Genomic DNA, 23292 nt, shown 5'->3' on the forward strand with positions numbered 1-23292 from the left:
TCAATGACAGTGGCGCTAATTCTGTCCATTTTATACGGAGTAATCCGAACTGGGAAATTAGAAGTAATTTTGAACCTGTGGACAATAGTTGGAATTGCATTGTTAGTGTTAGCCATTCATGAGCTAGGACATGTAGTATTTGGTGTAATAGGTGGTTTGACATTTAAATTTATAACAGTAGGACCCATTACTATTCAAAAAGAAAAAGGAAAATTACGCATTCGAGAAAATAAATTATGGGCGTACTTTGGAGGCGTTGCAACACTAGTACCACCTTCTATAGAGACACCGAATCTTTCGAAAAAATGGGCTTGGCTCACTTTAGGTGGACCGATTACGAATTTACTATTTGGTATTACTTTTGGTTACATATACATGGTAAGTTATTATCAATATCTTTTATATTTTTCCTTTTTCCATTTTGCAATCTTTGCGGTTACAATTGTGCCGATAAAAGGAACGCTTATGAGTGATGGGATGCAATTTCTTATTTTAATTAAAGATGATGAAAGAGCTAGAAATCATTTATATGAGATTCAAATATCGAGTGAGTTATTTAGTTATAAAAGACCGAAAGATTGGGATGAAAGATTAGTAGAACTTAGTGAGGAGAAAATAAAAGAGAATAAAGAGATAAGAGAGATAATGAGTAGGCTTATGCTTGTCTTTTTTGCTCGTGCAGATCAAGAGGGAATGGAAAGAGCGATACCGCATATAGAACGAATTGTTCAACTACCTGTAACGAAAGAAAATAAGTTTTTCGTTAGTAGTTTTCATAGTTGGTACCTTTTATATAAAGCACTTTATGAGATGGATAGTCTTTCTTTGCAAGAAGCAAAGGAACATGCAAAGGCCATTACAAAAATGGATCTAAACGGATATTACCGTACAAAAGGAATTATTAAATATTTAGAGGGCGATATGGAAGCATCCCGTACTTATATGAGGAAAGCTGATAAAGAATTAAAGAGCGCCGAGAAGAGTGAAATGGGATATTTACAATTAGAGAGAGAATGGTTTGAGCAGCTAAAGAAGAGGGTATCTTACGATGGGTGAGGTATCCTCTTTTTTCTATGTCATCTTATGCCGTTCCATAAACAGCCTAGGGCGAGTAAAATAAGATAAGAAGAGCGCAGCTTGGAGGAAGTAAATATGGAAATTTTATCAATTATTTTGATAGTCTTGCTCATTTATGTTGTTTTTAAAGTGGCATATGTAGCATTAAAGATACTCGCGATCCTATTAATTATCTTTTTAATCGTAGAGTTCGGCAGTAAGTTGCTTGGGGGATAGGGTATGTTGTACGTTTCGAGTTTGGAAGATTGTCGTTAAAACGATATCTTGTGCCGAATCGTTGATATAAGTGGAGAAACGATCGATATATTTGAAAAATCATTGATATATTTAAGTGAATACGAAGTGGGGTATGTGGAAAAGAAGTTGCCGTTGGGTAGCTTCTTTTTATTGTGGTGACGGGGTATAGAGCATAAATAGGTTGCCGAAAATTGTCGGTAAGTCGATATAATGTGTCGAACCGTCGATATAATGAAAAAATCGCTGATATAAGTGGAGAAATCGCCGATATATTTGGAGAATCGCTGATATATTACGGTAGATACTAACCGGGGTATGTAAACCAACATAAAAAAGCTGGAAGAATTCCTTCCAGCTTAAGAGTTACTTTCAATTTGGCGACCGCTATCTTCTTCATTGTCTTGTAATAGGTTGAATACGTCTGCTAAGCAGAATGCAATGAACCAAGTCCATAGACCGTGGAAGAAAGCTGAGCTTAATTGAAGTGGTAATGTATAGTTTGTCATTGAGTAGGAAATACATCCACCAACGATTCCAATCATTGTTAATAACATTGTTTTTTGAGCATTTTCTTCTGGATTGAAGAGGAAGTAAATGTATCCGCCTAAAATTGAAGCGCTTACAAGTGTTTCGATTCCATTAAAAATGATATTCTCTCCAAGCTGAGTGTTTGTCCAGAAGCAGATTGTTCCGCCGATAATAGCAAACAGGACAGCTATTGTATATCGTATATATTGATTCATATGTTCATCTCCCTATGTAATAAGATGATTTGGAAGTCAAAAAGGTAGGTATAGTATATTGAAGTGAGTTTTAATTGTACGTATCTTTTTATAAAAAGATCATTGAAGAGTAACTAAGATGATCGGTTGTTTAAACCGTTACGTGTATGGTGTCTGAAATATACCCGACTGCTCGTTTCTTTTTGCTTGTAAAATAAGAGAAACTTCCAAGTCTATATACTCTTTTTTGTGAGTCTGCTTTCATTATAACACATTTAGGGACATAATAATAGAATTATCTGATTTTGTAATAAGTGTAAAAAATAAAAAGCGTAAGGAAATACCATTAACGGTGCAGTTTAGTGGAAGAAGGATTTTAATTTATTATGATGAAATATGTAATCAAAGTGAGATCTAAGAATGAGGCCTAAATACTATAAAAAATGTTTTATAGCATGAATGTAAGGGAGGAGAGCTAACTTGGAGTTCACAACAGAAAGATTAATAATTAGACCTTTTAAGAGTACTGATTTACAGGATGTATTTGCTATTTATAATAGTGATGATACATGTAAGTTCCTATTACATAATAAGTGGACTCATGAAGACATGCAGAAAAGATTTAATAAGAAGCTAGCAAATAATGTACTTACTAAAGAATCAATATTAAGTTTGGCAGTTATATATAAGGCTAAAGTAGTTGGTGATTTATCCGTATGGTACACAAATATGAAAGACACTGTTGAGATTGGTTATAGTTTTTCAAATGAAGTAGCTGGGAGAGGTTTGGCAACAGAAGCAGTAAGTAGTTTAGTATTGAAATTATTTAATGAATGTAATGTACATCGTATACAGGCTAATCTTGATGCACGTAATACAGCTTCACAAAAATTGTGTGAACGAATAGGCATGAGAAAGGAAGCACATTTCATACAAGATTTTTGGAATAAAAATGAATGGACAGATAGTATTGTATATGGAATGCTATCCTCCGATTTGTAGTAATAAACTTAGTGATTTTATTATGCTAAAAGGTGCGTTAGTTGAATAACAAAGGGCATAACATATTATATATGACTAATATGTTATGCCCTTTAATTTATTACCCTTTTTTATATACGTTTGAAACGGCCGACAATTTCAACTGTTTCAGTAATGTTCATAAATGCTTTGTTATCCACTTGACGGATAATACGTTTCATTTCGCCTAACTCATAGCGAGTCACGACAGTGTAAATCATTTTTTTCTTATGGTTTGTATAGCCGCCGACAGCGTCTACCATTGTCACCCCGCGTATACCGTGATGTAGTAGTGCGCTTTTTATTTCCTCGCCTTTTTCTGTAATAGTCATTATCGTTAATTTAATATGTTTCGTATGCACAGCGTCGATAACTTTGCTGACTACAAATCGACTAATTAACGTATAAAGTGTAATATCCCAACCGAAAATAAAACCTGCTGCTACAAGTAAGATTAAGTTGAATACAAATATGATTGCTCCAATTGAAACATCTCGATATTTCGCTACAATCAATCCAACAACATCAAAACCACCTGTTGAAGAAGCAAATCGGAATATAATTCCTGAAGCTGCTCCGCAGATAACACCACCGAATACAGAAGAAAGTAAAATATCGTCTGAAACTTGGTGTACCGGGATAATGTTCATCGCTAACGATGATACAGCTACAAAGTACGCTGTTAAAAAGGTTGTCTTCTTGCCTAAGTAAAAGTGACTTAAAATAAGAAGAGGAATGTTTAGTAAAAAGATAAGTGCACCGATATTGTAGTGCATTAAATAACCGATAATCATCCCTACACCAGCGAACCCACCGCTAATCATATTATGCGGGATAAAAAACATATTCATAGAAATTGCATACAAAATAGAAGCTATAAAAATAACAACCAACTGTATTATAAATTCTAAGTGAAATGTTTTCGCTGCTGGGAAGGATAAAAAGGCGGTGTCGGGAACGTAATCGGCGTCTCCTAGTTGACCCATAGTATGTTTCATCTCCATATTCATTTTTGATTACAAGAAGAGAATAAAGGTTTTTTCAAAAACTGGCAATAGTTTTATTATAATGCAAAAATTTTATAAATTTCTAATAAATCAAGCCTATTCATTGATGTGTGTGAATATACTAAAGAAAGCGAATACAATGTTTCTTAATTATTATTTTCTTGAGAAAATATGCAAAATGCTTTTTTTGAAAATAAAAGGAAATAGAGAATGTTTGCCGAATGTGCTAAAATGACCTTATTAAGGATGTGAAGCGATGGAATTTTTATTGCAGGATGCAATTCTATATATATCGTTTGTAACGACAGCACTTTGTTTATTAGAAGTTTTCTTCCTTACTAATGTTTCTCGCTTTGTGCGTCAACAAGCATCAAGCGGTAGACAAAGAGCTTTTGCGTTAGTTGATACATGTGAAGATAGTGCGGGAAATGTACCGCTATTTTCTATTTTTTATAAATATGGAATGATACGTTCTGTACGCAGACAAGAATCAAGTGAAGAGAATGACGAGGTCGGTCCGTATACACCAATGTTTCGCTAAATAATTACGAAACATTGGAGGAATGAACATGTTAAAATCATACCGAGCTGTGCTCGTTAGTTTATCATTATTACTTGTTTTTGTTTTATCTGGTTGCAGTAATGCGGCCCCAATTGATGCACATAGTACTGGGATTTGGGATCATTATTTTGTATATCCAATCTCGTTTATGATTCAATTTGTTGCGCATCATATATCTGGAGCTAGCTTTGGGATTGCCATCATTATTATGACGCTCGTTATTCGTTCAGCCATGATTCCATTAGCTGTTTCGCAATATCGCAGCCAAGCGAAAATGAAGAAAATGCAACCTGAATTGCAGAAGCTAAAGAAAAAATACGGTGATGTAAGTAAAGATCTTGAAAAACAAAAACAGTATCAAAAAGAAATGTCAGAACTAATGAAATCAGGCGGTTGGAATCCACTTGCTGGTTGCTGGCCAATTTTTATACAAATGCCGATTTTCTCTGCTTTGTATTATGCGATTAGCCGAACAGAAGAGATTCGCACATCTTCGTTTTTATGGGTGAACTTAGGACATGCAGATCCATATCATATATTACCGATTATTGCAGCGTTAACGACATTTATTCAAATGAAAGTTTTCCAATCTAATATTACACCTGGAGAACAAGTACAGATGCTAAAGATGCAGCAAATTATGATGCCGGCAATGATTCTATTTATGGGGTTTGCGGCGCCATCAGGACTTGTATTGTACTGGATAACAGGTAACTTATTTACAATGACACAAACAATTGTATTAAGAAAAATAATGGAACGTGAAGAGTTACAATTACAAAAAGCATAGAGAAACACCGCTCATCACGAGCGGTGTTTTTTATTTGAATCGTTAAGGAAATTTTAAGGAACCAACATTACTATAGGTGATGTATATGAAAGTGTACATGCTTTAGAAATATGAAGGAGGAAATTTCCTATGAAGAAGAAAACAGTTGGGTATTTAGCGATTGCAGGTGCTTTATCATTCGGAATCATTGGAGGAGTCGGTATTCCGGCATTCGCGGCAACGAATACTCCAGCAACAGATCAGCCTGCAAAAACGGCGAAAAAGGATTTGGATGATGCTACAAAACAAAAAGTAAAAACAATTATGGACGATACAAAGAAACAGTTAGAGGAACTAGGTGTAAAGCTTCCGGAGAAAGAAAAACGTAAAGACATGTTCGCAGGATTAGATGATCAAACGAAAGAAAAAGCGAAGTCAATTTTAGAGCAAGAGAAATCTGGAAAATTAACGCATGAGCAAGCAAAAGAGGAATTAACAAAGATAGGAGTGAACATGCCGGAGAAAGGTAAGCATGGAGACATGTTTGCAGGATTAGATGCACAGGCGAAAGCAAAAGTGAAGTCGATTTTAGAGCAAAAGAAATCTGGAAAATTAACGCATGAGCAAGCAAAAGAGGAATTAACAAAGATAGGAGTGAACATGCCGGAGAAGGGTAAGCGTAAAGACATGCTTGCTAACTTAGATGAAGCAACAAAGAAAAAAGCAAAGTCTATTTTTGAACAAGAAAAGTCCGGAAAATTAACGCATGAGCAAGCAAAAGAAGAATTAACAAAACTAAGTGTAAAACTTCCAGAGAAAGAGAAGCATGAAGATATCTTTGTGGGATTAGATGAAGCAACGAAAACAAAAGCAAAAGCGATTTTAGACAATGAAAAGAAACAATTAGAGGAATTAAATGTGGATCTTCCGCATCATAAAGTGAAACTTTAATCAGTGGTGCATTTCCACTGATTATTAGCCCTCACCAATCGGGCTTTTACGGGGCAAGTTTTTTTATGAAAAAAGAAGATAAATAATGGATTTATGTATCTTTCGTGGGGCAACCGGAAGGTACGTGCGAGGACCGATTTCTACTTATAGAAATCGGTCTCTTTTAATGATTCAATAAAATTCTTTTCATTGTTAGTATGTATCCGAAGACGCAGTAGAAGATTGCAAAACCGATAAACACTTCCGTATATTGATATTTACCCAATACGTAGAAGGAACCAGCTGGTATAATAGCTACCGCTAAAATGCTATAACCAGGATACTTGTGCCGATGCATGATAGCGAATAGAACAGAGAGACATGTAGCGATGATACAAAAGACAGCAATCATTATTGATGCACCTCCTAAATGGATTATACCATTTTTAGGGAAATAGAGAAGTTTTGTATCTTCTGTTATAATATAAGAAGAGAATTCTTTCTTATGTTATATAAAAAATATATTGATTTTTTATAACAATTCAATATAATGAACAATAACTACAAAATTCGACATCAAGAAGTGATGATGAGGACACGATCAATTTTTTACGATTCTCAGAGAGGGAAGCCTTTGGCTGTGAGCTTCCTAATACGGAAAAATAGATTACCACCTCTGAACTGCAGCAGTGAACGAATATCTAGTAATTGCTTGCCGGCAAAAACCGTTATTTAGACTTGAGAAATTGGTGAAGTGTGTTACTTTACGAATTGAAACAAGGGTGGAACCACGAATACAACACTCGTCCCTTTTTTAGGGAGGAGTGTTTTTTTATTTCATTTTTGCATCACACTAGGATTGGAAGGAGGATACGCAGCATGCATCATGATGAGAAGAACAAAATTGGTTTAACAGTAGCACTTTCTATCGTAGTAGGAACGATTATTGGATCTGGTGTGTTCATGAAGCCAGGGAGCGTATTAGATTACTCGGGAAGTTCTAATATGGCCATTCTTGCTTGGGTAATTGGTGGTCTATTGACGCTAGCGAGTGGTTTAACAGTAGCTGAAATTGGAGCGCAAATCCCGAAAAATGGTGGTTTGTATACGTATTTAGAGGAGATTTACGGAAGTTTTTGGGGATATTTATCAGGTTGGATGCAAACAATTGTTTATGGACCTGCTATTATCGGAACATTAGGCTTATACTTTAGTTCTTTAATGATTAATTTTTTCTATTTAGATAAAGCATGGAATTTACCAATCGCAATTGGAACGGTTGTGTTCCTTGGCGTTGTAAATAGTATGGGAACAAAATACGGAGGTATCGTTCAAACAATCACGACAATTGGGAAGATGATTCCGATTGTGTTAATTGTTGTGCTAGGTTTTTGGAAAGGGAATAGCGATATCTTTAACGTAGTTGTGCCGATATCGGAAAATCAAAGTATCGGTATGGCAATTTTAGCAACGTTATTTGCTTATGACGGCTGGATTTTACTTGCTTCAATTGGCGGGGAAATGAAGAATCCAACAAAGTTATTACCGAAAGCAATGACAGTTGGGATTTTAATTGTAACAGCTGCATACGTATTAATTAACTTGGCGTTATTAAATGTATTACCAGCAGCGAAAATTGTAGACCTTGGAGAAAATGCAACAGCGACAGCTGCCGGCATGCTACTTGGAGAATATGGCGGGAAAATTATTAGTATCGGTATTATCGTTTCTATTTTCGGTTGTTTAAATGGAAAGATTTTAACGTTCCCACGTATCCCGATGTCGATGGCAGAACGTGGACAACTTCCATTTGCTAAGTTTATTGCAAAGGAAAGTCCAAGATTTAAAACACCAGCAAATGCGATTACTGTTGAAATCATTTTAGGAATTATTTTAATGATTATTAGTGATCCAAATAAGCTATCTGAGATTTCCGTATTCATTATTTATATTTTCTATGTGATGACGTTTATTGGTGTCTTCATTTTAAGAAAACGTAATAAGAATAAAGAGCGTGCATATAGTGTACCGTTATTCCCAATCGTACCAATTGTTGCGATTTTAGGTTCACTTTTTGTAATCGGTAGTGCGATTATTAACGATCCAGTAAGTTGTTTTTTATCAATTGGAATTGTATTTACGGGACTTCCGGTGTATTGGTACTTGAATAAGAAGAAAGAAACAGAATGATGGAAGGGTAGGCGTATAATACGCCTACCTTTTTTACTGCAAAAAAATTATACTTGCGTCCACTTTCTATTTTGGTTACTATAGTCGTAGTAACCAAAATAGAAAGCGTGGGGAAAGACTTGAATTTTCGTGTTTATATTTTAGCTATCGCGGCTTTCGTAGTCGGAACGGTTGAGTTAATTATAGGAGGAACGCTCGATTTAGTTGCCAATGATTTAGGAGTATCTATTAGCGCAGCTGGTCAGCTTATCACAATATTTTCGGTAGTATTTGCTTTGTCAGGTCCAGTTTTATTAGCTGTGACAGGGAAGTTTGAAAGAAAAACATTGTATGTTGGAGCATTATCGATTTTCTTAATCGGAAATATCATTTCGGCATTTAGTGTAAATTACGGAATGTTAATGTTCTCAAGGGTTATTTGTGCGGCAAGTGGTTCATTAATTATTGCACTATCGGTAACACTTGCTTCTAGTGTAGTGGAACCGCATTTTCGTGCGCGTGCAATTGGAATCATTTTTATGGGGATTAGCGGATCACTCGTACTTGGAGTACCGCTCGGTCTTGTGCTCGGAAATGCATACGGATGGCGTGCGCCATTTGTATTAATTTCAATATTAACAGTTATGGCTATTGCTTGTATTTCATTGTTCTTAACGAAAGTACCACCGACATCGGTATTATCAATAAAGAAACAACTTGCTACTTTAAAAGATAAAAAAATTGTAAGTGCACAGTTAACATCCTTTTTATTTTTAACGGGTCATTTAACACTATATGCATATTTAACGCCTTTCTTAAAGGATGTCATGCATGTTGAAGCAAACTGGATTAGTGTGTTTTACTTCATTTTCGGAATCGCAGCAGTAATTGGCGGCGGATTTGGTGGATGGCTTGCTGATAAATGGGGGTCGAAGAAAAGTATTATCTCGATTATTATCGTATTTGCATGTGCAATCTTCATGTTGCCATTAATGACATTCTCATTCCCGCTCTTCATCATTATGATGGGACTTTGGAGTATGCTGAGCTGGGCGATTTCACCAGCACAGCAAAATTATTTAATTGAAATTGCACCGGAATCAGCTGGTATTCAGCAAGGTTTAAATAACTCTGCGCTTCATTTAGGAATTGCACTCGGTTCAACAGTAGGTGGAGTTGTTATTGAAAAATCATCTGTTATATATAATGCTTGGGTAGGCGGTGGCTTTATTATATTAGCACTACTTTGTGCGATTTTCTCGATTACAAGAGGACGCTCTACTCAGTTCGTGAAAGAAGAATCTATCGTTTGATAGGTTCTTTTTTATTTGTAAAAAATTGCAGGTTTTAGTAGAAAGATGGAGAAGGTGTATATAGCGAGGTGAGGTATATGTATACGAATTTTTCAATTATTGGTCTTCTAATTTCAATGCTCCCTTTGTTTCTTATTATTCTTGCACTTAGATGGGTTCGTTTCATCTATAAAAATTCTGAGAAACAGGTAGAGCAAAATGAGAAAATCATTGAGCTGTTGATGGAGATAAAGGAACAAAACGAAAAGGAGTCTAAGTGAAAAACTAGACTCCTTTTTATTATTTAATTAGTATCTTAATTTCATTAACAAACTCTTAATTTCCTCATCTTCCATAAAGAGGTCATGGTGTTTCTGGGTAATCTTTGCAAGTGCAACGTCGTGATAGAAAAATTCTGTAAAGAACTTTACGAAAGGTTGTGACATTGTTTTCATCGCTTGCCATGACTCTTGTTCTACGCCAGCAAATAAAATTTCACGATCGTCAACGATGAGTAGTAAGTAGCGCTCTAATGCATTAGGCTCTTCAGCTGGGATTAGAAAATGCATCTTTTCTAAGTCTGTTTCTACTTCTCCAACAATAAGGGATTCAATTTGAACACCTTGTTTTGCTTTTTGTTCTAGTAAAGGGAGATATTCTAAAAGAGTATCATTCCAAGCTGAAATACGGATTGATTCTTTTGCACTTTCAATGAGTTCTTTACTTTGAACTCGAATAGAAGATTGCATTTTTAAGCTCCACACACGGTCATCTGTAAATGATTTTTTTGATATATTTGTTTCCAGTTCTTTAATATTTGATTGGAATTCTGTCGTTAATTTTTCAATTGCTAGCTTTAGTGGTAATGCTGTATACAATTTTTTCTTTTCTGAAACAGAATCCATTACCATTCCTTTATCGATTAGGCGTGCTAGCACTTCATATATTTTTGCTTTTGGAACACCTGAATGCTTCACAATTGTTGTAGCATCTAATGGTTCATTGCTTGATACGACAACTTCATAAGCTTGGCTTTCATATTGTGAGAAACCGAATTTTTGTAACATAGTTACCTCCGAACGAATGAGATTATATTTTAAGGATAATGAACTATTTGTTTTTGCACAAGTGGTAGTCCGTTTTCTAATTGTATTAAGGTGAGAATTAATTTCAATTTTTTAATTTTATCTATTATACTTAATATAATGATTAATAAGATTTTAGTTTAATGCGAAGGGGATGCTAGGGGGAAGATGTTAAGAAGTTTACGTTTAAAAATTGCGGTAGTGTTTTCAGTACTTATTTCTATGATGTTCGTAATATTGGGTACAGCTGTGTATCAATTACAGAAAGAAAAGGAAGTGCGTTCCTTAGACGAGTATTCTCAAAATGCGATGGATCTTGTGACAGAGCAACTTACGACATTTGTTCAAAGAACGGATGAAGATATGGGGTATTATGCGAACAGTGAGATGATTCGTAATATGCTTCAAGGTGGGGTTACTCCAGAAGAGGAAGCGTTTTTAACGAAAGAGTTTGCAGAGTATAAAAAGAATCATCCTGGTATTTTAGATTTATATATTGGTACGAAAGATAAAAAAACATTAAGTGCCAATCTTGCTGAAGATGGGCAAGTGCCAGAAGGATACGATCCAACGACAAGACCATGGTATAAAGATTCAGAGGCTGATGTAAAAAAGGTCCATTGGGGACAACCTTCTTATGAAATTGCAACAGGAAAGTTAAGTGTAGGTGTTTCTAAAGCAATTACAGCTCAAGATGGGTCTGTATTAGGTGTTGTTGCGATGGATGTATCGCTTGGGACGATTCAGAAGTTGCTTCACAATATTCAATACAATAATGACGGAGAAATGTTTATTATAAATGATAAAAATATGGCTCTTGTTTATCCAGAAAAGATAGGGAAAGATGTTTCTAAAGAGCCACTTATAAAGAGCTTAAATAAAGAGGTAACAAAATATGCGGTCACTACAATAAAAGGTGAAGATGTAGTTGTTTATAGTCAATCATTTGATACGATGAAATGGACGATAGGAATCTTTTATCCGAAAGAAACGATCGATGGGCTATTAAATAGTACAAGAAATACAGTTATTATAATGGCATGTATTAGTTTATTAGTTGGAATCGTAGCTTCCTACTTGTTCTCAAGAAGATTAGCAAGACCACTGCAACTATTAAAGAATCACGTGCAAAAAGTAGCAGAAGGCGATTTAACGCTGCGAATGAAAGTGACAAGTAAAGATGAAGTTGGAGAGTTGACTAAGCACTTTAATGATATGGTTGAACAAATGAATGAAATGGTAAGTAAAATTAAAAACAGCGTATCAACGGTGCAACAATCAACGAATAGTTTACATTATTTAACGAACGAAACAGTAGCGGCTAGTAGAGAAGTGTCAGGAGCAATGGATGATGTGAGCGGAGGAGCTTCTACTCTTGCGAATAGTGTGGATGAAGTTTCAGCTCAGCTCGAAAATATGGCGGAGTCAGTGGAACAAATGAACAGCTCTGTTGATGAAATAAAAGGAGTGGCTGGCAAAGCGGAAGAGGCATCTAAGCAAGGATTAAATACAATGAGGAATTTAATCCGTACGAGGGGACAATCATCTTCAATTGTTGTTCATACAGAAGAAGCATCGGGTAAGTTAGAACAAAGAGTTGGATCTATTCAAAATGTGGTTGAGCTTATAAAAGGTATTTCGGATCAAACAAATTTACTTGCTTTAAATGCTTCGATTGAAGCTGCCCGTGCAGGTGAGCAAGGTAAGGGATTTGCGGTTGTTGCTGAGGAGGTTCGTAAATTAGCGGAACAATCAAAAGAGGCAACTGGAGAAATCACAAAGATGATTGGTGATGTGCAAGTAGAAGTAAAAAGAGTTGTAGAAGTTGTAAGTAAATTGAAAGATATTGCAGATGTGCAAAATAAAGTGACGACAGAGGCGGAAATAGAGTTCCGGACAATTATGTCAGTTGTAAATACGATTAGTACTTCAGTTGAAAAAATTGTAGCAGAGGTACATAACATAGGTTACGAGCAAGGGGAAATTACAGCGGTAATGCATACAATTGCTGGTACGAGTCAAGAAAGTGCAGCTGTTTCTGAAGAGGTACATGCTGCAACGGAATCACAGGTGAATCATTTAGAAAAGGTAGCTCACACGATGGAAAGTTTGACAGAACATATGAGAGATTTAGAAAGATTAGTCGAGCAGTTTAAAGTGGAAGAGTAACATATTAGTAAAATGAAGAGGATTTCGGTAAAATAGACAATGGATATATAAGAAACGATTATAGGAGGAAGACTACTATGGCAATTGTTGATGTATCGATTATTCCAGTAGGAACAGGTAATCCAAGTGTTAGTGAATATGTAGCAGAAGTACAAAAGGTGCTAGAGAAAAATGCGGATCGTGTGAAGTATCAATTAACACCGATGAATACAATTATTGAAGGAGATCTTCCTGTCATTCTAGAAGTAATTCAACAAATGCATGAAGTTCCATATACGAAAGGTGCACAGCGTGTTGCAACAACTATTCGTATTGATGATCGTCGTGATAAAGTAAGCACAATGGAGAAAAAATTAAACTCTGTTCGATCAAAATTATAAGAAAAAGCAGCGATCTTCGCTGCTTTTTTCATATAGGAGGTAAATAAGATGAGTGAAAAGTTTAATGAACAATTTGACGGGTTGTTAGAGAAATACACGGAACTATTACTTGGAGAGAGCAATGAAGAGAGAAAAGAGCAGGTGCAGAAGTGGGCGCTTTATTCTTACATAGCGAAGACAATGCCAGCTTTAGTAAAGCATTGGAATGAGACATATCCAGATGCGAAAGAAGAGATGGTGCAGTTAATTACAGATATTAAAAGGCTGAATGAAGAGAAGCGAAATGAGCAATAAAAAAACTTGAGGGAAATATAATCGCAAGTTTTCTGTATTAATATCCTTATATAACTTACGTGGAATATTAAGGGTTCTATAGGCATGTCGAATATTTTCGGTATGCCTATTTTTGCCCTAGTAAACCCGTTTTTTCTAAATGTCGAAAAATATTCCCTTCATATTTGCATGCGAGAATATAGGTTTTTAAATGTTTTTATAGTATTTTATAAATTATCTAAATAATTATTTGTATCCAATAATTTTAAACAATGATATAATTTTGAAGAGGGGTAAAAAACAGATAAATTACAGTCATAGGGGTGAATTACATGGAACAATTAATGCGAAATTCGTTTCTTTTCTTATCTAAAAATAAAGCGCTAACAAAACTGGCTAAAAAGTACGGTTTACGCTTTGGTGCAGGTCGCTTTGTCGCAGGGGAGACAATTGAATTAGCGACAGCAGCTATTAAACAATTGAACAAGCAAGGACTTTGTGTAACAATCGATTATTTAGGGGAATTCGTTGATAATGAAGCAGAAGCAAATGAAATGGCTAACCAATCGATTGAAGCGATCCGTGCAATTGGAAGAGAAGGTCTTGATTCGCAACTTTCTTTAAAGATGACTTCTATGGGATTAGATATCTCTGATGAAATCGTAATGAACAATATGCGCCGTATTTTAGAAGCTGCAAAAGAAAATGGCGTGTTCGTTACAATTGATATGGAAGATTATACACGCTGTGGTAAAACAATTGATATCTTTAAACAATTAAAATCTGAATACGATAATATTGGTACTGTTATTCAAGCTTACCTATATCGTACAGAAAAAGATATGGAAGAATTAAATGCGTATAATCCTAATTTACGTCTTGTAAAAGGTGCTTATAAAGAACCTGAAGAGGTAGCATTCCCGGATAAGAAAGATGTAGATGACAATTATAAAAAGATTATTAAAATGCACTTATTAAATGGAAATTATACTGCGATTGCTTCACATGATGAAGCGATTATTGAATATACAAAAAAACTTGCTGAAGAACACAACATTCCAAGGGATCAATTTGAATTCCAAATGTTATATGGTATTCGTAATGAGCGTCAACTTGAGCTAGTAAAAGAAGGTTACAAAATGCGTGTTTACGTACCTTATGGAAACGACTGGTATGGCTACTTCATGCGTCGTCTAGCAGAGCGTCCAGCAAACGTTGCGTTCGTATTAAAAGGTATGGTTAAAAAATAACCAAGGAGAAAATACTCCTTGGTTATTTTAATTGCTGAAATGCATAATGTGCCATTTTCTTCGTATCAGGATATAGTTGCGCCCGAGTAGAAGATAATACGACGTTAATGACGCGTTTACCATCTTTTTCATCGACTGTTACGACTGTATATTTGCCAAGTGCTGATAGACCGCTTTTACTTCCAATCGCATATGGATCGTCATATAGTTCTTCTCGTCCATAGTTTGCGATGTTTGGAGAGCGTTCTGAAGTATGTAGAGTTGTACGTGTTGAATTCATATATTCTAAAACAACTGGATACTTTAATGCTTCTTTCGTAATCATAGCGATGTCATATGGTGATACTTTATTTCCAATCGCATCAGCACCACTTGCGTTCTTGAAAGTCGCATGCTTTGTACCAAGTTCCTTCGCTCTAGCATTCATCATTTTCACAAATTCATTTTTTGATCCTGCGATATGTTCTGCAATTGATTCAGCTATTGGATCTGCACTAATGATAAGCATAAGTTTTAATGCCTCATCACGTTTTAATTTTTCTCCAGCACGAAGTTTAATTTTCTTACTTTGACTTTCTGTTTTAATTGCATTTTCTGTAACTGTAATTTCTTCATCTTCTTTTACATTCTCTAGTAAAAGAAGGGTTGTCATCATTTTGGCTATACTAGCCGGATAAGAGCGTTCGTCTTCACGTTTCCCATACAAAATTTCACCTGTGTCTGCATCGATTGTAATGGCGTATTGCCCAGTAATGTTAGGTTGATTAACTCTTACAGCTTGTTGCCTTTGTGCATAAGAGAAGAAAATCATCCCTGTAAATAGTGTAGCAATCATTACAATCATAACTATTGTTCGTTTCATCATCGGTCCCTCTTTTGTTTTCCATATGTACAAATAAATTGGGCAGAAAAAGCAGCCATTAATCATTATGCCACGTTCTCTGCCCAAAAATATAGCGTTATTTTTCGCCCATATTATGCTTCTTATATTGTTGGTTGTTACCTTGGCGTCCTTTTTCAACACCGTGATTATGCGGACCTGCGTTTCCAGTTACACTAGCTGCACTAATTCCAGCCTTTGAAGGGTTCTTCTTAAGTTTTGCCATATATATTCCTCCAGTTTCGTCAGATTATAAAAAGGAAAAGTGCATTTAAACAAAGAAAATACACATGTATAGCATAGCCAAATGAAAGAAAAATATTTATTTCAGAAAATTTTATCAATAAATATATTGCGAAAATTTAAACAGTATCATATATTTATTAGTAGAGGCTCACTCATTGATTGCGACTTATGTCGAAAAATTGAATGAGCATTCATTCAAGAATAGGGGGAGAATTGGATGTTCCAAATTAAAAAGGCTGCTGTTCTAGGTTCAGGCGTAATGGGTTCGGGAATTGCGGCACACTTAGCTAATATTGGTATTCCGACATTATTGCTTGATATTGTACCACCTGCGCTTACGAAAGAAGAAGAAGCGAAGGGACTTACATTAGAACATAAAAGTGTGAGAAATCGTTTTAGTAATACGGCTGTGCAAAAATTATTAAAGCAAAAACCAGCTCCTCTGACAGTGAAAGGAAATCTAGCACTGATTGAAGCAGGTAACTTAGAAGATGATCTTGAGCGTCTAGCTGATGTAGATTGGATTATTGAAGTAGTAGTTGAAAACTTAGAGATTAAAAAGAAATTATTTGAAAAAGTAGACGCTGTTCGTAAACCGGGTTCTATTGTCAGCTCGAATACGTCAGGCATCTCAGTTGAAAAAATGGCAGAAGGTCGTTCAGACGACTTCCAGAAACACTTCTTAGGCACACACTTTTTTAACCCACCACGATATTTAAAACTTCTAGAGGTAATACCGACGAAAGAAACAGATCCACAAGTATTAAGCTTCATGAAACTATTTGGCGAAGACGTTCTTGGAAAAGGCGTTGTTATCGCAAAAGACACACCAAACTTTATTGGAAACCGCATCGGTACGTACGGTTTACTTGTTACTCTTCAAGAGATGGTAAAACGCGGCTATAGTATTGGGGAAGTTGATTCTGTAACAGGCCCACTTATTGGTCGTCCGAAGAGCGCAACGTTCCGCACATTAGATGTTGTCGGCTTAGATACATTCGTACACGTTGCAAATAACGTATATGAAAATGTGCAAGAAGAAGAGCGTGATGTATTTAAAGTACCAGCTTTCATGCATGAAATGCTTGAGAAAAAATGGCTTGGAAGTAAAACGGGTCAAGGCTTCTTCTTAAAACAAGGGAAAGAAATTTTAGAGTTAAACCCTAAAACGATGGAATATGAAGCGCGTAAAAAATTAAAAGCTGCATCCGTAGAGTTAAGTAAACAAGAAAAAGGATTAGCGAATAAATTGAAAGCGCTTGTATACGCGAAAGATCGTGCAGGAGAGTTGTTATGGAACATCATTACACCAACTCTTTTATACTCTGCAAAACTTCATAAAGAAATTGCTGACGATATCGTTGCAATTGACCAAGCGATGAAGTGGGGCTTCGGCTGGGAGCAAGGACCATTTGAAGTGTGGGATGCAATCGGTGTTGAAAAATCTGTTCAAAAGATGGAAGAAAACGGCGTAGTTGTTCCTACTTGGGTGAAAGAAATGTTAGAGAAAGGTTTCACTACTTTCTATAAACATGATAACGGCGATAGCTACTATTACGATAATGGCGAATATAAGCTAATCGAGCGTAATAAAAAAGCAATTTCTCTTAAGCAATTAAAAGCGAAAAATGGTGTATTAAAGAAAAATAGCGGAGCGAGCTTAATTGATTTAGGCGACGGCATCCTTTGCTTAGAATTCCATTCGAAGAGCAATGCAATCGGTATGGATATTACGCAAATGATTAACTATGCTGTTGATGAAGTAGAAAAAAATTATAAAGGTCTTGTTATCGGTAACCAATCGAAGAACTTCTGCGTTGGTGCGAACTTGGCGATGATCTTAATGGAAGCACAAGACGACAATTACTTTGAAATTGAGTTGGTTGTGAAAAACTTCCAAGATGCAATGACGAAAATTAAGTACTCTTCTAAGCCAGTTGTAGCAGCACCATATGGTATGACGCTTGGCGGAGGTACAGAAGTTTGCTTACCAGCAGCTAGCATTCAAGCTTCTAGTGAAACGTATATGGGCTTAGTAGAAGTTGGTGTTGGCTTAATTCCTGGCGGAGGCGGTAATAAAGAGCTATACATTAAACACTTAAATAAAATGCCAAATGGTGTAGAGTTTGACCTGCAAAAAGTTGCGAATAAAGTGTTCGAATCTGTAGCGATGGCGAAAGTTTCTACATCAGCCCAAGAAGCTGTATCGAACAACTTCTTAGGCGATAAAGACGGTATTAGTGTGAATGGTGATCACTTACTATATGATGCGAAACAGAAAGCACTTGCTTTATATGAAGCTGGTTATAAAGCACCGATTCGTAAAAAGATACCAGTTGTTGGTGAAACAGGATATGCAACTCTTGTACTTGGTGCAGAAGCAATGCATTTATCAGGTTACATTTCTGAACATGATCTTCACATTGCGAAGAAACTTGCATATGTCATTGCGGGTGGAAAAGTGCCGTACGGAACAGAAGTTGATGAGCAATATTTATTAGATGTAGAACGTGAAGCATTTATTAGCTTAGTAAGTGAGATGAAATCACAAGCAAGAATGCAGCACATGCTTGTAAAAGGAAAGCCATTACGTAACTAATAACGAGGGGAGATATCGTTCATGAGAGAAGCTGTCATTGTTGCGGGAGCAAGAACACCAATTGGAAAAGCAAAGAGGGGTTCATTAAAAACAGTTCGTCCTGACGATCTAGGGGCGTTAGTAGTAAAGGAAACGTTAAAGCGTGCGAATTATGAAGGACCAATTGACGATTTAATTTTCGGCTGTGCGATGCCAGAAGCAGAGCAAGGTTTAAATATGGCTCGTAATATCGGTGGATTAGCAGGACTTTCTTACGATGTTCCAGCTATTACGATTAACCGTTACTGTTCTTCAGGTTTACAAAGTATCGCTTACGGAGCAGAGCGTATTATGCTTGGTCACTCTGAAGCTGTATTATCAGGTGGAGCGGAATCAATGAGTTTAGTTCCAATGATGGGACACGTTGTTCGTCCGAATAGTCGCCTTGTAGAAGCAGCTCCAGAATATTATATGGGTATGGGACATACAGCAGAGCAAGTTGCTGTGAAATATGGAATTTCTCGTGAAGAGCAAGATGCATTCGCAGTAAGAAGTCATCAACGTGCTGCCAAAGCATTAGCGGCAGGGAACTTTGCTGATGAAACAGTATCTGTAGATGTAACGTTACGTACTGTTGGAGCAAACAACAAATTACAAGAAGAAACAATCACTTTCGCACAAGACGAAGGTGTAAGAGCAGAAACGACATTAGACATCTTAGGTAAATTACGTCCAGCATTTAACGTTCGCGGTTCTGTAACAGCTGGTAACTCTTCACAAATGAGTGATGGTGCAGCATCTGTATTATTGATGGATCGTGAAAAAGCAGTAAGTGATGGTATGAAGCCACTTGCGAAATTCCGTTCATTTGCAGTAGCTGGCGTACCACCAGAAGTAATGGGAATCGGTCCAATCGCTGCAATTCCGAAAGCGTTAAAACTAGCTGGTTTAGAGCTATCTGATATCGGCCTATTCGAACTAAATGAAGCATTCGCTTCACAATCAATCCAAGTTATTCGTGAACTTGGTTTAGATGAAGAAAAAGTAAACGTAAACGGTGGTGCAATCGCACTTGGACATCCACTTGGCTGTACAGGAGCAAAACTAACACTATCTCTTATTCACGAAATGAAACGCCGCAACGAACAATTCGGTATCGTAACAATGTGTATCGGTGGCGGAATGGGAGCAGCGGGAGTATTTGAATTACTATAAAAAAGTGGAAGCGGCTTGCTCAGAACAGGAGGGCGTTGGAAGCCCTGACGAAGAGGCGCTTTTTGCCTCACAGGAAGGGGTGAAACGACCGACTGTTTTAGCCACTGGAACTGGATTATAAAAAAAGAATGGAAGCAACGAAGGTTTATAAAAAATAAAATTGAGAGCCAGCTTCTTTCTTTTTTGAAAGAAGCTGCTCATGAAAATATGAAGGAGGAAATTTTCATGGAAAAAACAGTAGGAAATGCGGTTAAAGGCGGTAGCTTTTTAGTAGATGAGATTACGATTGATCAAGTGTTTACGCCAGAAGATTTTTCATCTGAGCATAAAATGATTGCAAAAACGACAGAGGACTTTATCGTAAATGAAGTTCTTCCAGAGCTTGAATATTTAGAGCAACATGAGTTTGATCGTTCTGTTCGTCTGTTAAAAGAAGCTGGAGAACTTGGTTTATTAGGTGCTGATGTACCAGAAGAGTACGGAGGAATTGGCCTTGATAAAGTAAGCTCAGCGTTAATCGCAGAGAAATTCTCTCGCGCAGGTGGCTTTGCAATTACTCACGGTGCTCACGTAGGTATCGGATCGTTACCAATCGTATTATTCGGTAACGAAGAGCAAAAGAAAAAGTATTTACCATTACTTGCAACTGGTGAGAAATTAGCTGCATACGCATTAACAGAGCCAGGTTCAGGATCTGACGCATTAGGTGCAAAAACAACTGCACGTTTAAATGCAGAAGGTACACATTATGTATTAAATGGTGAAAAACAATGGATTACAAACTCTGCATTCGCTGACGTATTTATCGTGTATGCAAAAATTGATGGAGAGCACTTCTCAGCATTTATCGTAGAGAAAGAATATGCTGGCGTATCTACAAGCCCAGAAGAAAAGAAAATGGGTATTAAATGTTCTTCAACTCGTACGTTAATTTTAGAAGATGCATTAGTACCGAAAGAAAACCTACTTGGTGAAATCGGTAAAGGTCATATTATCGCATTCAACATTTTAAATATCGGCCGTTATAAATTAGGTGTTGGTACAGTTGGATCTGCGAAACGTGCAGTAGAAATTTCAGCACAATATGCAAACCAACGTCAACAGTTCAAGCAACCAATCGCTCGCTTCCCATTAATTCAAGAGAAACTTGCGAATATGGCAGCAAAAACATATGCAGCTGAAAGTTCTGTATATCGTACAGTAGGTTTATTCGAAAGCCGCATGAGCACATTATCTGAAGAAGAAGTAAAAGACGGTAAAGCAGTAGCAGCTTCTATCGCTGAATATGCAATCGAGTGCTCTTTAAATAAAGTATTCGGTTCTGAAGTATTAGACTATACAGTAGATGAAGGTGTTCAAATTCACGGTGGTTACGGATTTATGGCAGAGTACGAGATTGAAAGAATGTACCGCGATTCTCGTATTAACCGTATTTTCGAAGGAACGAATGAAATTAACCGCCTAATCGTACCAGGTACGTTCTTACGTAAAGCGATGAAAGGTGAATTACCACTTCTTCAAAAAGCACAAAAATTACAAGAAGAGTTAATGATGATGATGCCAGAAGAAGTAGGCGATGAGCCATTAGCACTTCAAAAGTATTTAGTAAGTAACGCGAAGAAAATCGGCTTAATGGTAGCTGGATTAGCAGCTCAAAAATACGGTAAAGCATTAGAGAAAGAGCAAGAAATTCTTGTGAATATCGCTGACATCGTAAGTAACCTATATGCAATGGAATCAGCTGTTCTTCGTACAGAAAAAGCAATTAAAACAACTGGTCTTGAAAAGAATAAACAAAAAGTGTTATACACTGAAGTATTCTGCCAAGAAGCATTCAACGAAATTGAAGCAGATGCGAAAGAAACACTTATCGCAGTTGAAAACGGCGACATGCTGCGCATGATGTTATCATCATTACGTAAATTAACTCGCCACACACCACTTAACGTAATTCCGAAGAAACGTGAAATTGCTGCGAAAATTTTAGAAGATGAGCGTTATACAGTTTAATATCTTTAAAGAACAGTAGTCGTTTATACGGCTACTGTTCTTTTTTTTGAAAAAAAGAAATTTTTTAGTGACATAAAACTAATACCATTAGTATAATAAAACTAATGGTATTAGTTTTCGTGAAAAGGGAGATGGAAATATGAGAATGATACATGAACAAACGGTATATCAATTGTCATTTTTGCCAAGAGTGTTTCCTGTGAATTGTTACTTTGTGGAGGAAGAAGATGGTTTAACTTTAATTGATGCGGCTTTGCCATATAGCGCAAAAAGTATTTTACAGGCGGCTGAGAAAATAGGAAAACCAATTACTAAGATTGTATTAACACATGCGCATGATGATCACATCGGTGCATTAGACGCAATAAAGGAAGTACTCCCTAATGTTCCAGTCTATATTTCTAAGCGGGACGCAAAGCTGTTAGAAGGAGATACGACGTTACAAAAGGATGAACCAAATATACCGATAAAAGGCGGTGTACCTAAAAAGGTAAAAACGGTACCTGATGTTTTATTAGAAGATGGCGACCGAGTTGGATCGCTTCTTGCGATTATGACACCGGGACATACGCCAGGATCCATGTCATTTCTTGATGTACGAAATAAAGCTCTTATTGTTGGGGATGCATTCCAAACAAGAGGAGGTATGGCTGTTTCGGGACAAATGAAATTTTGGTTTCCGTTTCCTGCGATGGCAACGTGGAGCAAAGAAATATCATTACAAAGTGCAGAGAAGTTAAGCGAATATGAGCCTTCCTTACTTGCGGCAGGGCATGGGGAAATGATAAAGAATCCAGGGACTGTCATAGAGCTTGCTATTAAGGAAGCGAAACGGAATATAGAAAGTAAGAAAGAGGGTTAATTTATGTCACCGAGAATCGGACTTACATTACAGAAAATTGTAGAAACAGCTGCAGAAATTGCAGATACAAATGGAATACAAGAAGTAACGTTAGCTTCATTAGCGAAAAGGTTAGGGATACGTTCGCCCTCACTATATAATCATGTAAAAGGGTTACAAGATGTACGGAAAAATCTTGGTATTTACGGAATAAAACAGCTGCATAACAAACTGGAAGAAGCGGCCGAGGATAAACGTATGGATGAAGCAATTCATGCATTAGGAGAAGCGTATGTAGCATTTGTCCGAAAACATCCTGGACTATATGAAGCAACTTTTTTACGAGATGAAGAAGTAAGAAAAGCAGGTGACGGAATTGTAAAGCTTTGTCTTCAAGTATTACAACAGTATGGCTTAGAAGGAGAGAATGCACTTCATGCGACACGCGGATTCAGAAGTATTTGTCATGGATTTGCTTCGATTGAACAGCAAGGCGGATTTGGTTTGCCGTTAGATCTAGATATAAGTTTACATGTATTATTGGAAACGTTTATTAAAGGGTTACGTGAATAAGAAGCAA

The 23292-nt window shown here is 36.5% G+C and carries 24 protein-coding genes and 1 other annotated feature; of the genes, 18 read left to right on the plus strand and 6 right to left on the minus strand.

All coding sequences use genetic code 11. The features are described from left to right. Window positions 1-3 precede the first annotated feature (3 nt). Complete coding sequence (locus tag ACTFRH_RS20680) at window positions 4-1056, plus strand: site-2 protease family protein (RefSeq protein ID WP_033703600.1); 1053 nt, start codon at window positions 4-6, stop codon at window positions 1054-1056. A 96-nt stretch (window positions 1057-1152) separates the two neighbouring features. Continuing rightward, window positions 1153-1293, plus strand: coding sequence for a DUF3985 family protein (locus tag ACTFRH_RS20685; protein ID WP_000404758.1), 141 nt, complete (start codon window positions 1153-1155; stop codon window positions 1291-1293). 377 nt (window positions 1294-1670) lie between these two features. Here ACTFRH_RS20685 and ACTFRH_RS20690 read toward each other — a convergent pair whose 3' ends face one another. After that, complete coding sequence (locus ACTFRH_RS20690) at window positions 1671-2057, minus strand: DUF3938 domain-containing protein (RefSeq protein ID WP_001077773.1); 387 nt, start codon at window positions 2055-2057, stop codon at window positions 1671-1673. 459 nt (window positions 2058-2516) lie between these two features. Here ACTFRH_RS20690 and ACTFRH_RS20695 point away from each other — a divergent pair, with 459 nt between their 5' ends. Continuing rightward, window positions 2517-3038, plus strand: coding sequence for a GNAT family N-acetyltransferase (locus tag ACTFRH_RS20695; RefSeq protein ID WP_000397304.1), 522 nt, complete (start codon window positions 2517-2519; stop codon window positions 3036-3038). A 110-nt stretch (window positions 3039-3148) separates the two neighbouring features. On the opposite strand, the gene ACTFRH_RS20700 is transcribed toward ACTFRH_RS20695, so the two are convergent. After that, window positions 3149-4042 carry a YitT family protein gene (locus ACTFRH_RS20700; RefSeq protein WP_000530032.1) on the minus strand — a complete coding sequence of 298 codons (894 nt, stop codon included), beginning with the start codon at window positions 4040-4042 and terminating at the stop codon, window positions 3149-3151. Window positions 4043-4319: 277 nt separating this feature from the next. On the opposite strand from ACTFRH_RS20700, the gene ACTFRH_RS20705 reads away from it, so the two are divergent. From ACTFRH_RS20705 to ACTFRH_RS20715, 3 genes are all read left to right on the plus strand, one after another. Next, a complete protein-coding gene (locus ACTFRH_RS20705; protein WP_000394936.1) occupies window positions 4320-4604 on the plus strand; it encodes a hypothetical protein in 285 nt (94 codons plus the stop codon). 28 nt (window positions 4605-4632) lie between these two features. Continuing rightward, window positions 4633-5415 (plus strand): membrane protein insertase YidC, encoded by a 783-nt coding sequence (gene yidC / locus ACTFRH_RS20710; RefSeq protein WP_000920540.1) that lies wholly within the window; start codon window positions 4633-4635, stop codon window positions 5413-5415. 129 nt (window positions 5416-5544) lie between these two features. After that, on the plus strand, window positions 5545-6345 hold the full coding sequence (locus ACTFRH_RS20715; protein ID WP_002164228.1) for a hypothetical protein: 801 nt from the start codon (window positions 5545-5547) through the stop codon (window positions 6343-6345). A 163-nt stretch (window positions 6346-6508) separates the two neighbouring features. Here ACTFRH_RS20715 and ACTFRH_RS20720 read toward each other — a convergent pair whose 3' ends face one another. After that, window positions 6509-6736, minus strand: coding sequence for a hypothetical protein (locus ACTFRH_RS20720; RefSeq protein ID WP_000562230.1), 228 nt, complete (start codon window positions 6734-6736; stop codon window positions 6509-6511). Between the two features lie 165 nt (window positions 6737-6901). Continuing rightward, window positions 6902-7138 (plus strand) — a binding site (T-box leader). Window positions 7139-7203: 65 nt separating this feature from the next. Here ACTFRH_RS20720 and ACTFRH_RS20725 point away from each other — a divergent pair. The 3 genes from ACTFRH_RS20725 (at window position 7204) to ACTFRH_RS20735 (ending at window position 10066) form a co-directional block, all read left to right on the plus strand. Beyond that, entirely contained in the window at window positions 7204-8514 is a 1311-nt protein-coding gene (locus ACTFRH_RS20725) for an APC family permease (RefSeq protein ID WP_000546304.1), read from the plus strand. Window positions 8515-8621: 107 nt separating this feature from the next. Next, window positions 8622-9806: an MFS transporter gene (locus ACTFRH_RS20730; RefSeq protein WP_003303294.1), complete on the plus strand. Its 1185-nt coding sequence runs from the start codon at window positions 8622-8624 to the stop codon at window positions 9804-9806. Between the two features lie 77 nt (window positions 9807-9883). Then, window positions 9884-10066 (plus strand): hypothetical protein, encoded by a 183-nt coding sequence (locus ACTFRH_RS20735; RefSeq protein ID WP_000288473.1) that lies wholly within the window; start codon window positions 9884-9886, stop codon window positions 10064-10066. 27 nt (window positions 10067-10093) lie between these two features. On the opposite strand, the gene ACTFRH_RS20740 is transcribed toward ACTFRH_RS20735, so the two are convergent. Continuing rightward, on the minus strand, window positions 10094-10852 hold the full coding sequence (locus ACTFRH_RS20740; protein WP_000939477.1) for a TrmB family transcriptional regulator: 759 nt from the start codon (window positions 10850-10852) through the stop codon (window positions 10094-10096). A 186-nt stretch (window positions 10853-11038) separates the two neighbouring features. Here ACTFRH_RS20740 and ACTFRH_RS20745 point away from each other — a divergent pair, with 186 nt between their 5' ends. The 4 genes from ACTFRH_RS20745 to ACTFRH_RS20760 all read left to right on the plus strand — a co-directional run bounded on the left by ACTFRH_RS20745 (window position 11039) and on the right by ACTFRH_RS20760 (window position 14942). After that, window positions 11039-13039 (plus strand): methyl-accepting chemotaxis protein, encoded by a 2001-nt coding sequence (locus tag ACTFRH_RS20745; RefSeq protein WP_440048776.1) that lies wholly within the window; start codon window positions 11039-11041, stop codon window positions 13037-13039. A 77-nt stretch (window positions 13040-13116) separates the two neighbouring features. Continuing rightward, window positions 13117-13419, plus strand: coding sequence for an MTH1187 family thiamine-binding protein (locus ACTFRH_RS20750; protein WP_001018860.1), 303 nt, complete (start codon window positions 13117-13119; stop codon window positions 13417-13419). A 48-nt stretch (window positions 13420-13467) separates the two neighbouring features. Next, window positions 13468-13713 carry a YusU family protein gene (locus tag ACTFRH_RS20755; RefSeq protein ID WP_001290594.1) on the plus strand — a complete coding sequence of 82 codons (246 nt, stop codon included), beginning with the start codon at window positions 13468-13470 and terminating at the stop codon, window positions 13711-13713. Between the two features lie 311 nt (window positions 13714-14024). Beyond that, complete coding sequence (locus tag ACTFRH_RS20760) at window positions 14025-14942, plus strand: proline dehydrogenase family protein (protein ID WP_000436776.1); 918 nt, start codon at window positions 14025-14027, stop codon at window positions 14940-14942. A 22-nt stretch (window positions 14943-14964) separates the two neighbouring features. Here the strand turns inward: ACTFRH_RS20760 and ACTFRH_RS20765 are convergent, their stop codons facing one another. Both ACTFRH_RS20765 and ACTFRH_RS20770 read right to left on the minus strand, forming a co-directional pair. Further along, entirely contained in the window at window positions 14965-15804 is an 840-nt protein-coding gene (locus ACTFRH_RS20765; RefSeq protein ID WP_000831481.1) for a D-alanyl-D-alanine carboxypeptidase family protein, read from the minus strand. 97 nt (window positions 15805-15901) lie between these two features. Further along, window positions 15902-16048 carry a YuzL family protein gene (locus ACTFRH_RS20770; protein ID WP_001096344.1) on the minus strand — a complete coding sequence of 49 codons (147 nt, stop codon included), beginning with the start codon at window positions 16046-16048 and terminating at the stop codon, window positions 15902-15904. 237 nt (window positions 16049-16285) lie between these two features. On the opposite strand from ACTFRH_RS20770, the gene ACTFRH_RS20775 reads away from it, so the two are divergent. The 5 genes from ACTFRH_RS20775 (at window position 16286) to ACTFRH_RS20795 (ending at window position 23285) form a co-directional block, all read left to right on the plus strand. Beyond that, complete coding sequence (locus ACTFRH_RS20775) at window positions 16286-18667, plus strand: 3-hydroxyacyl-CoA dehydrogenase/enoyl-CoA hydratase family protein (protein ID WP_000486395.1); 2382 nt, start codon at window positions 16286-16288, stop codon at window positions 18665-18667. A 21-nt stretch (window positions 18668-18688) separates the two neighbouring features. Continuing rightward, complete coding sequence (locus ACTFRH_RS20780) at window positions 18689-19861, plus strand: acetyl-CoA C-acetyltransferase (protein ID WP_001206335.1); 1173 nt, start codon at window positions 18689-18691, stop codon at window positions 19859-19861. Between the two features lie 225 nt (window positions 19862-20086). Beyond that, window positions 20087-21871 (plus strand): acyl-CoA dehydrogenase family protein, encoded by a 1785-nt coding sequence (locus ACTFRH_RS20785; protein WP_000416286.1) that lies wholly within the window; start codon window positions 20087-20089, stop codon window positions 21869-21871. Window positions 21872-22010: 139 nt separating this feature from the next. Next, complete coding sequence (locus tag ACTFRH_RS20790; protein WP_001242348.1) at window positions 22011-22733, plus strand: MBL fold metallo-hydrolase; 723 nt, start codon at window positions 22011-22013, stop codon at window positions 22731-22733. A gap of 3 nt (window positions 22734-22736) precedes the next feature. Continuing rightward, on the plus strand, window positions 22737-23285 hold the full coding sequence (locus ACTFRH_RS20795) for a TetR/AcrR family transcriptional regulator (protein ID WP_000074931.1): 549 nt from the start codon (window positions 22737-22739) through the stop codon (window positions 23283-23285). Window positions 23286-23292: the final 7 nt, after the last annotated feature.

This window comes from Bacillus cereus group sp. MYBK216-1, from assembly GCF_051916495.1.
GTDB classification, from domain to species: domain Bacteria; phylum Bacillota; class Bacilli; order Bacillales; family Bacillaceae_G; genus Bacillus_A; species Bacillus_A thuringiensis_K.

Excerpts from the sequence above, each read along its gene's own strand:
- ACTFRH_RS20680 (WP_033703600.1), top strand. The coding sequence starts at position 4 with ATGACAGTGGCGCTAATTCTGTCCATTTTATACGGAGTAATCCGAACT.
- ACTFRH_RS20685 (WP_000404758.1), top strand. The coding sequence starts at position 1,153 with ATGGAAATTTTATCAATTATTTTGATAGTCTTGCTCATTTATGTTGTT.
- ACTFRH_RS20690 (WP_001077773.1), bottom strand. The coding sequence starts at position 2,057 with ATGAATCAATATATACGATATACAATAGCTGTCCTGTTTGCTATTATC.
- ACTFRH_RS20700 (WP_000530032.1), bottom strand. The coding sequence starts at position 4,042 with ATGGGTCAACTAGGAGACGCCGATTACGTTCCCGACACCGCCTTTTTA.
- ACTFRH_RS20705 (WP_000394936.1), top strand. The coding sequence starts at position 4,320 with ATGGAATTTTTATTGCAGGATGCAATTCTATATATATCGTTTGTAACG.
- yidC (WP_000920540.1), top strand. The coding sequence starts at position 4,633 with ATGTTAAAATCATACCGAGCTGTGCTCGTTAGTTTATCATTATTACTT.
- ACTFRH_RS20715 (WP_002164228.1), top strand. The coding sequence starts at position 5,545 with ATGAAGAAGAAAACAGTTGGGTATTTAGCGATTGCAGGTGCTTTATCA.
- ACTFRH_RS20720 (WP_000562230.1), bottom strand. The coding sequence starts at position 6,736 with ATGATTGCTGTCTTTTGTATCATCGCTACATGTCTCTCTGTTCTATTC.
- ACTFRH_RS20725 (WP_000546304.1), top strand. The coding sequence starts at position 7,204 with ATGCATCATGATGAGAAGAACAAAATTGGTTTAACAGTAGCACTTTCT.
- ACTFRH_RS20735 (WP_000288473.1), top strand. The coding sequence starts at position 9,884 with ATGTATACGAATTTTTCAATTATTGGTCTTCTAATTTCAATGCTCCCT.
- ACTFRH_RS20740 (WP_000939477.1), bottom strand. The coding sequence starts at position 10,852 with ATGTTACAAAAATTCGGTTTCTCACAATATGAAAGCCAAGCTTATGAA.
- ACTFRH_RS20745 (WP_440048776.1), top strand. The coding sequence starts at position 11,039 with ATGTTAAGAAGTTTACGTTTAAAAATTGCGGTAGTGTTTTCAGTACTT.
- ACTFRH_RS20750 (WP_001018860.1), top strand. The coding sequence starts at position 13,117 with ATGGCAATTGTTGATGTATCGATTATTCCAGTAGGAACAGGTAATCCA.
- ACTFRH_RS20755 (WP_001290594.1), top strand. The coding sequence starts at position 13,468 with ATGAGTGAAAAGTTTAATGAACAATTTGACGGGTTGTTAGAGAAATAC.
- ACTFRH_RS20760 (WP_000436776.1), top strand. The coding sequence starts at position 14,025 with ATGGAACAATTAATGCGAAATTCGTTTCTTTTCTTATCTAAAAATAAA.
- ACTFRH_RS20765 (WP_000831481.1), bottom strand. The coding sequence starts at position 15,804 with ATGAAACGAACAATAGTTATGATTGTAATGATTGCTACACTATTTACA.
- ACTFRH_RS20770 (WP_001096344.1), bottom strand. The coding sequence starts at position 16,048 with ATGGCAAAACTTAAGAAGAACCCTTCAAAGGCTGGAATTAGTGCAGCT.
- ACTFRH_RS20775 (WP_000486395.1), top strand. The coding sequence starts at position 16,286 with ATGTTCCAAATTAAAAAGGCTGCTGTTCTAGGTTCAGGCGTAATGGGT.
- ACTFRH_RS20780 (WP_001206335.1), top strand. The coding sequence starts at position 18,689 with ATGAGAGAAGCTGTCATTGTTGCGGGAGCAAGAACACCAATTGGAAAA.
- ACTFRH_RS20785 (WP_000416286.1), top strand. The coding sequence starts at position 20,087 with ATGGAAAAAACAGTAGGAAATGCGGTTAAAGGCGGTAGCTTTTTAGTA.
- ACTFRH_RS20790 (WP_001242348.1), top strand. The coding sequence starts at position 22,011 with ATGAGAATGATACATGAACAAACGGTATATCAATTGTCATTTTTGCCA.
- ACTFRH_RS20795 (WP_000074931.1), top strand. The coding sequence starts at position 22,737 with ATGTCACCGAGAATCGGACTTACATTACAGAAAATTGTAGAAACAGCT.